The organism is Collimonas sp. GW821-FHT02H07 (assembly GCF_059421505.1).
The window spans coordinates 1-7,067 of record NZ_JBWKVC010000038.1 but is presented as its reverse complement, the minus strand read 5'-3'; the positions used below and the strand labels follow the sequence as shown (position 1 = coordinate 7,067).

2 protein-coding genes are annotated in these 7,067 nt (G+C 61.3%); both read left to right on the top strand.

Going from position 1 to position 7,067, the window contains the following annotated elements:
* Positions 1 to 380 precede the first annotated feature (380 nt).
* On the top strand, positions 381 to 5,564 hold the full coding sequence (locus AC07V8_RS25645; RefSeq protein WP_494721508.1) for a YadA-like family protein: 5,184 nt from the start codon (positions 381 to 383) through the stop codon (positions 5,562 to 5,564).
* A 55-nt stretch (positions 5,565 to 5,619) separates the two neighbouring features.
* The coding region (locus tag AC07V8_RS25640; protein ID WP_494681185.1) for an ESPR domain-containing protein at positions 5,620 to 7,067 on the top strand (1,448 nt) is incomplete at its 3' end.

Sequence of the window (7,067 nt, the reverse complement as noted above, 5' to 3'; positions counted from 1 at the left end):
CAACTAACAGCAGCATTACATCGCTGTCGACTTCCACCTCGACCGGCCTGAGCACCGCCAACAGCAACGTGACCTCGTTGTCGAGCGGCCTGAGTACGACCAACAGCAACGCGAGTTCGCTGTCGACCTCGGCATCGACCGGCCTGAGTACAGTCAACAGCAGCATTGCATCGCTGTCGACCTCGACCTCGACCGGCCTGAGCACGACCAACAGCAGCGTGACTTCGCTGTCGACTTCGGCTTCGACCGGCCTGAGCACGACCAACAGTAGTGTGACCTCGCTGTCGACCTCGACTTCGACCGGTTTGAGCACTGCCAACAGCAGCGTGGCATCGCTGTCGACTTCTTCATCGACCGGCCTGAGCACGACCAACAGCAGTGTGGCCTCACTGTCGACCTCGACTTCCACCGGCCTGAGCACCGCCAACAGCAACGTGACATCGCTGTCGACCGGCCTGAGCACGACCAACAGCAATGTGAATTCGCTGTCGACCTCGGCCTCGACCGGCCTGAGCACGACCAACAGCAACGTGAGTTCGTTGTCGACCTCGACCTCGACTGGCCTGAGCACCACCAACAGCAGTATCACCTCGCTGTCGACCTCGACTTCCACCGGTTTGAGCACTGCCAACAGCAGCGTGGCATCGTTGTCGACGTCGACCTCGACCGGCTTGAGCACCGCCAACAGCAACGTGACCTCGCTGTCGAGCGGCCTGAGCACGACCAACAGCAACGTGAGTTCGTTGTCGACCTCGGCATCGACCGGCCTGAGCACAGTCAACAGCAGCATTACATCGCTGTCGACTTCGACCTCGACCGGCCTGAGCACCGCCAATAGCAGCGTCACCTCGCTGTCGACCTCAGCCTCGACTGGCTTGAGCACGACCAACAGCAGCGTGGCATCGCTGTCGACTTCGGCTTCAACCGGCCTGAGCACCGTCAACAGCAGCGTGACATCGCTGTCGACGTCGGCTTCCACCGGCCTGAGCACGACTAACAGCAGTGTGGCCTCACTGTCGACCTCGACTTCGACCGGCCTGAGCACCGCCAACAGCAACGTGACCTCGCTGTCGACCGGCTTGAGCACGACCAACAGCAATGTGAGTTCGCTGTCGACCTCGGCTTCCACCGGTTTGAGCACAACTAACAGCAGCGTGGCGTCGTTGTCGACCTCGACTTCCACCGGCCTGAGCACCACCAACAGCAGCGTGGCTTCACTGTCGACCTCGACTTCGACCGGCCTGAGCACCACCAACAGCAGCGTGGCTTCACTGTCGACCTCGACGTCGACCGGCCTGAGCACGACCAACAGCAACGTGAGTTCGCTGTCGACCTCGACTTCCACTGGCCTGAGCACCGCCGGCAGCAACGTGAATTCCTTGTCGACCGGCCTGAGCACGACCAACAGCAGCGTGACCTCGCTGTCGACCTCGACCTCGACCGCCTTGAGCACAGTAAGCGGCGGCGTGGCATCCCTGTCAACCGCTTCATCAAGCTTGCAGGCGGCGGGTGTCTACAACTACTTTAAAGCCGACGGCAAGCTCGATGGCAGCGACAATGCGCGGGTGACCGCCGGCGCCAACTCGGTGGCGATTGGTGCGAATTCGTTTGATGGCGCCCGTACTAATGTGGTGTCGGTAGGCGATGTCGGCAAGGAACGGCAAATCATCAATGTGGCGGCCGGCACGCAACTGACCGACGCCGTCAACGTCAGTCAGCTGACCTCGCTGTCGACCTCGGCCTCGACCGGCCTGAGCACCGTCAACAGCAGCGTGACCTCGCTGTCGACCGGCCTGAGCACGACCGACAGCAACGTGAGTTCGCTGTCGACCTCGACTTCGACCGGTCTGAGCACCGTCAACAGCAGCGTGACTTCGCTGTCGACCTCGACTTCCACTGGCCTGAGCACGACCAACAGCAGCGTGACCTCGCTGTCGACCTCGACTTCGACCGGCCTGAGCACCGTCAACAGCAGCGTGACCTCGCTGTCGTCCTCGACTTCCACTGGCCTGAGCACGACCAACAGCAGCGTGTCTTCACTGTCGACCTCGACTTCGACCGGCCTGAGCACGACCAACAGCAGCGTGAGTTCGCTGTCGACCTCGACATCGAGTGGCCTGAGCACGACCAACAGCAGCATCACCTCGCTGTCAACCTCGGCCTCGACCGGCCTGAGCACCACCAACAGCAACGTGAGTTCGCTGTCGACCTCGACTTCGACCGGCCTGAGCACGACCAACAGCAACGTGAGTTCGCTGTCGACCTCGACCTCGACCGGCCTGAGCACCACCAACAGCAACGTGAGTTCGCTGTCGACCTCGACCTCGACCGGCCTGAGCACCACCAACAGCAACGTGAGTTCGCTGTCGACTTCGACCTCGACTGGCCTGAGCACGACCAACAGCAGCGTGAGTTCGCTCTCGACCTCGACTTCGACTGGCCTGAGCACGACCAACAGCAGCATCACCTCTCTATCGACCTCGACTTCGACCGGCCTGAGCACTGTGAGCAGCAGCGTAGACTCGCTGTCAACCTCCACTTCCACCGGCCTGAGCACCACCAACAGCAGTATCACCTCGCTGTCGACCTCGACTTCCACCGGCTTGAGTACTACCAATAGCAACGTGAGTTCGCTGTCGACATCAACTTCGACTGGCCTGAGCACGACCAACAGCAACGTGAGTTCGCTCTCGACCTCGACATCGACTGGCCTGAGCACCACCAACAGCAATGTGAGTTCGCTGTCGACTTCGGCTTCGACTGGCCTGAGCACGACCAACAGCAGCGTGACATCGCTATCGACCTCGACTTCGACCGGCCTGAGCACCACCAACAGCAGCATCACCTCGCTCTCGACCTCGACTTCGACCGGCCTGAGCACGGTGAGCAGCAGCGTAGACTCGCTGTCAACGTCCACTTCCACCGGCCTGAGCACCACCAACAGCAGTGTGACCTCGCTGTCGACATCAACCTCGACCGGCCTGAGCACGACCAACAGCAATGTGACTTCGCTCTCGACTTCGACCTCGACCGGCCTGAGCACGACCAACAGCAACGTGAGTTCGCTCTCGACCTCGACTTCGACTGGCCTGAGCACGACCAATAGCAGCATCACATCGCTGTCGACATCGACTTCGACCGGCCTGAGCACTGTGAGCAGTAGCGTAGACTCGCTCTCGACGTCGACCTCGACCGGCCTGAGCACGACCAACAGCAGCGTGACTTCGCTGTCGACTTCGACCTCGACTGGCCTGAGCACCACCAACAGCAGCATCACCTCGTTGTCGACCTCGACTTCGACGGGCTTGAGTACGACCAATAGCAGCATCACATCGCTGTCGACCTCGACTTCGACGGGCTTGAGCACCACCAATAGCAATGTGAGTTCGCTGTCGACATCAACCTCGACCGGCCTGAGCACGACCAACAGCAGCGTGACTTCGCTGTCGACGTCGACTTCCACCGGCCTGAGCACCGCCAACAGCAGCATTGCCTCGCTGTCGACCTCGACGTCAACCGGCCTGAGCACCGCCAACAGCAACGTAGACTCGCTGTCAACCTCGACTTCCACCGGCCTGAGCACGACCAACAGCAGCGTGACGTCGCTGTCGACGTCGACGTCAACCGGCCTGAGCACGACCAACAGCAACCTGAGTTCGCTGTCGACATCGACTTCGACCGGCCTGAGCACGACCAACAGCAGCGTGACTTCGCTGTCGATCTCGACGTCTACCGGTCTGAGCACGACCAACAGCAACATCACATCCTTGTCGACGTCGACCTCAACCGGTTTGAGCACGACCAACAGCAACGTGACTTCGCTGTCGACCTCGACTTCCACCGGTTTGAGCACGACCAACAGCAACGTGACTTCGCTGTCGACCTCGACTTCGACTGGCCTGAGCACCACCAACAGCAACGTGAGTTCACTGTCGACCTCGACTTCCACTGGCCTGAGCACGACCAACAGCAACGTGACTTCGCTGTCGACCTCGACTTCCACCGGTTTGAGCACCACCAACAGCAACGTGACTTCGCTGTCGACCTCGACTTCCACCGGCCTGAGCACGACAAACAGTAACGTAAGCAGTTTGTCGAGTGGCTTAAGCACGACCAACAGCAGCGTGTCATCGCTGTCGACGTCAACCTCCACTGGCATCAGCAGCAACACCAGCAACATAGGTTCCTTGTCGACCGGGCTGAGCACGACGAATAGCAACGTGGCCTCGTTATCAAGCGGGGTTGCGAATGCCGTTCAATATGACAACCCGGGCCATACAAGCGTCACTTTGGGTGGCGTTGGGGCAACCACACCGGTTATCCTCACGAACGTTGCTGCTGGCGTGAACCCAACTGACGCAGTGAATTTCAGCCAGCTATCATCGTTGTCGACTTCGACTTCGACCGGCCTGGGTTCGCTGTCGACGGGATTGAGCTCGACTAACAGCAACGTGAGCTCGTTGTCGACGTCGACCTCGACTGGTTTGTCGAGCAACACCAGCAGCATCAATTCGCTGTCGACCGGTCTGTCGAGCAGCACCTCCAACGTTAACTCGCTGTCGACGGGGCTGTCGACGACCACGAGCAGCGTCACGTCCCTGTCGACTTCAAGCTCGACCGGCATCGCCTCCTTGTCGACCGGGATCTCATCCTTGTCGACCGGCCTGAGCCAGATATCGTCGCTCTCAAGCGGCTTGAGCAACGTCACGAATGGCGCCAATTCGCTGTCGACCTCTCTGACTTCGCTGGTGGATGCCTCGAAGAATGCAACGGCTAACGGCGCGACATTAGGCGGCACCACCATCGGCGGCTCCAATGGCGACGGTACGGTGCAGACGCGCGGCACCAGCGGCACAGCGATCAACAATGTGGTGGCGGCGACCTGCACCAGCGTTCACGGCGTCGACGCCACCGGTTCCGGCCTGTGCGCGCAAGCGACCAAGGACGGCGCCACCGCGATCGGCTCCAACGCGCAGGCGACCGATACCAACACCACGGCGGTGGGCTTCCGGGCATTGGCTTCGCAGGCCGGTTCGGTGGCAATCGGCAATAACGCCCGCGCCACTGGCGATCCGACTGTGGCGATTGGCCAGAATGCGCTGGCATCGGGCAATAATTCGGTCGCCCTGGGAGCGAATTCCCAGGCTACCGGCGCCAACTCGGTGGCTTTGGGGGCTGGCTCGCTGGCAGACCAGGCGAACACGGTTTCCGTGGGCTCCGTCGGCAGCGAGCGTCGTCTGACCAATGTGGCGCCGGGCATCAATCCGACCGACGGCGTGAATGTCTCGCAGCTCAACAACGTGCAAAACCAGTTGGGCGACGTCAGGCGCATTGCCTACTCGGGTGTGGCCATGAGCATGGCCATGTCAGGCGCGGTGATGCCGAACCTGGAAGCCGGCGACAAGGGCGTGGGTGTTGGCCTTGGTACTTACCAGGGATATGGCGCGCTGGCCTTGCAATTCAAGGAGATCAGCAAGACCGGTAAGAGTGCCTGGGGAGCAGGTGCAAGTACTACCGGTAATGCGACGGGCTTCAGTGTTGGTTACGGCTTCAAGTGGAAATAAGCCGTTTCGATCTGATTCTTCTCGCAAACCGTAGTTATTTTGTATCGAGTCAACTATGAATAATATTTACCGCACCGTATATAGCCAAGTCCTGGGCGCCTGGGTCGCGGTCTCGGAGCTGGTTGCCGCCAAAGGCAAGCGCTCCGGATCGAGTCGCCTGAGCGGTACGCCTGTGCCGCTTGACGGCACTGCGTTGCATGATCCCGATGGCGGCGGAGGTCGATTGAGGATTTCCGTGGTGGCGCTGCTTCTGGCGCTGCCCTTGTCCGGATACGCTTCCACGATCACCCCGACAGGCTGTAACACCAATATCGGCCTGGCTTTCACCGGCGTGGATGGCACGGCGACTACCGGCACTTTTACCGATGGCAGTACTTATACCTCCCTGGTGGCAGGTTGCGGCGCGAACGGAAACGGTTTTCTTGCCGTGACCTTGTTCGGTTCCGGCACTCAGGTTACCGGCGCCTACGGCAGCGCTTTCGGCTTCATGAGCCAGGCCGGCAATCTGGCGACGGCTGTCGGCGTGCAGGCAAATGCATCCGGGCAGAGCAGCGTGGCGATCGGCTTGTTGAGCCAGGCCAGTGCGGTCAATACCGTTTCCATCGGCTCGGGCGGCAGCAGCAGCTCGCCGACCGTAGCTAATTCCACCCAGGCTGCTGCTGCCGGCGCCGTGGCGATCGGCGGCAATGCCACCATGGGCGCGCAGGCCTTGGCCGCTGACGGCCTGGCAATCGGCGGCCAGTCGTCGGTCGCTTCCGGCGCGACTGCCGGCGTTGCGCTGGGACGCGGCGCTACCGCGTCATATGCCAACAGCGTAGCGCTGGGCGCCGGTTCGACGACCGGTGCGGCAGCGCCTACCGGCACCGGTTTCCTGACCGGCACAGCAGCGCCGCTGTCGGAAGTGTCGGTGGGCTCGGCTGCGGCACTGCGCCGCATTACCAATGTCGCAGACGGTTCGGCGCCGCAGGATGCGGTCACCGTGGCGCAATTGAGCACCGGCATGAGCACCACCAACAGCAACATCACTTCGCTGTCGACTTCGACCTCGACCGGCCTCAGCACTACAAGCAGCAGGGTATCCTCTTTGTCGACCTCGACTTCGACCGGCTTGAGCACCACCAACAGCAGCGTCACGTCCTTGTCGACCTCGACTTCGACCGGCTTGAGCACGACCAACAGCAGCGTGACTTCGCTGTCGACTTCGGCTTCGACCGGCCTGAGCACGGCCAACAGCAGCGTGGCCTCGCTGTCGACTTCGACTTCCACCGGCCTGAGCACGGCCAGCAGTAACCTGACATCCTTGTCGAGCAGCTTGAGCACAACCAACAGCAATGTGAGTTCGCTGTCGACTTCATCTTCCACTGGCCTGAGCACCGCTAACAGCAGTGTGACATCACTCTCGACATCGGCCTCGACCGGCCTGAGTACCGCCAGCAGCAACGTGGCCTCGTTGTCGAGCAGCCTGAGCACGACCAACAGCAGCGTCACTTCGCTGTCGACCTC